The organism is Rhodoferax sp. RT5P35, from assembly GCF_056521385.1.
Map to the genome: position 1 here is coordinate 1 of NZ_JBWMAX010000305.1, position 1,097 is coordinate 1,097.

1 protein-coding gene is annotated in these 1,097 nt (G+C 61.3%); it reads left to right on the forward strand.

The features are described from left to right. Nucleotides 1-94: 94 nt before the first annotated feature. Nucleotides 95-1,097, forward strand: a 1,003-nt coding sequence (locus AC097L_RS25840) for a PAS domain-containing protein (protein ID WP_479589551.1), incomplete at its 3' end; no start/stop codon positions are given.

Genomic DNA, 1,097 nt, shown 5'->3' on the forward strand with positions numbered 1-1,097 from the left:
CTTCTAAAAAACCAGGCCCCTGCGGCCTGGTTTTTTTTCGTCCAAAGCATCCTGGCGTTCTATTGGCACCATGGCGAGCCGCCACAATACCGGCATGACCGCTACCCACGTGCCCCCGATCTCATCCCCCGCCGACTACACCCAGCTGTTCACGCTGGCCCCGGTATCGCTCTGGCTGGAAGACTTCAGCGCGCTCAAGCGCCTGTTTGATGGTTGGCGCGCCGAGGGCATTACCGACCTGCGTGCCCATATCGCTGTGCACCCCGAATGCCTGGCCGAATGTGCCGCATCGCTGCAGGTGCTGGAGGTCAACCAGCGCACGCTGGAGCTGTTCGGTGCCAGCAGCCAAGAACATTTGCTGGCCAATCTGTCGCAGGTGTTCCGCGGCGACATGCTGGACCACCTGGCGCAGCAGATGGTTCCGATGTGGGACGGTGAAATGGGTTTTGCGGTGCAAACCGTGAACTACACGCGGGATGGCCGCAGGCTGGATGTGAAGGTGCAGGCCCGCGTGCTGCAAGGCCACGAAGTCTTGTGGGACCGCGTGATGCTGTCGCTGCAAGACATCACCCAGGAGCTGCAAAGCTCGCGCCTGCTGGCCGACAGCGAACAGCATGCGCGCAACCTGTTCGACTCCTCGCCCGTGTCGCTATGGGTGGAAGACTTCAGTGCCGTGAAGCGGTTGATCGAAGACGTGCGCATGCGCGGCATCGAAGACTTTCGCACCTTCATCAACGTGCACCCCGAGTTTGTGTCGCGCTGCATGCAGGAAATCCGCGTCATCGACGTGAACCAGCAAACCCTCACCATGTTTGGCGCGCAGAACAAGGCCGAGCTGCTGGCCGGTCTGGGCAAGGTGTTCCAGGGTGAAATGCGCGACTCGTTTGCCGAGCAATTGATCGAGCTGTGGCAGGGCAAAACCACCCTGATGCGCGAGGTGGTGAACTACCGGCTCAGTGGTGATCTGGTCAACATCCACATGCAGTTTGCCGTGCTGCCCGGCCACTTGGCCGAGTGGGACCTGGTGCTGGTGTCGCTGGTGGACATCACCGCGCGCAAAAAGGCCGAGGCCTACCTCGAATACCTGGGCAAGCACG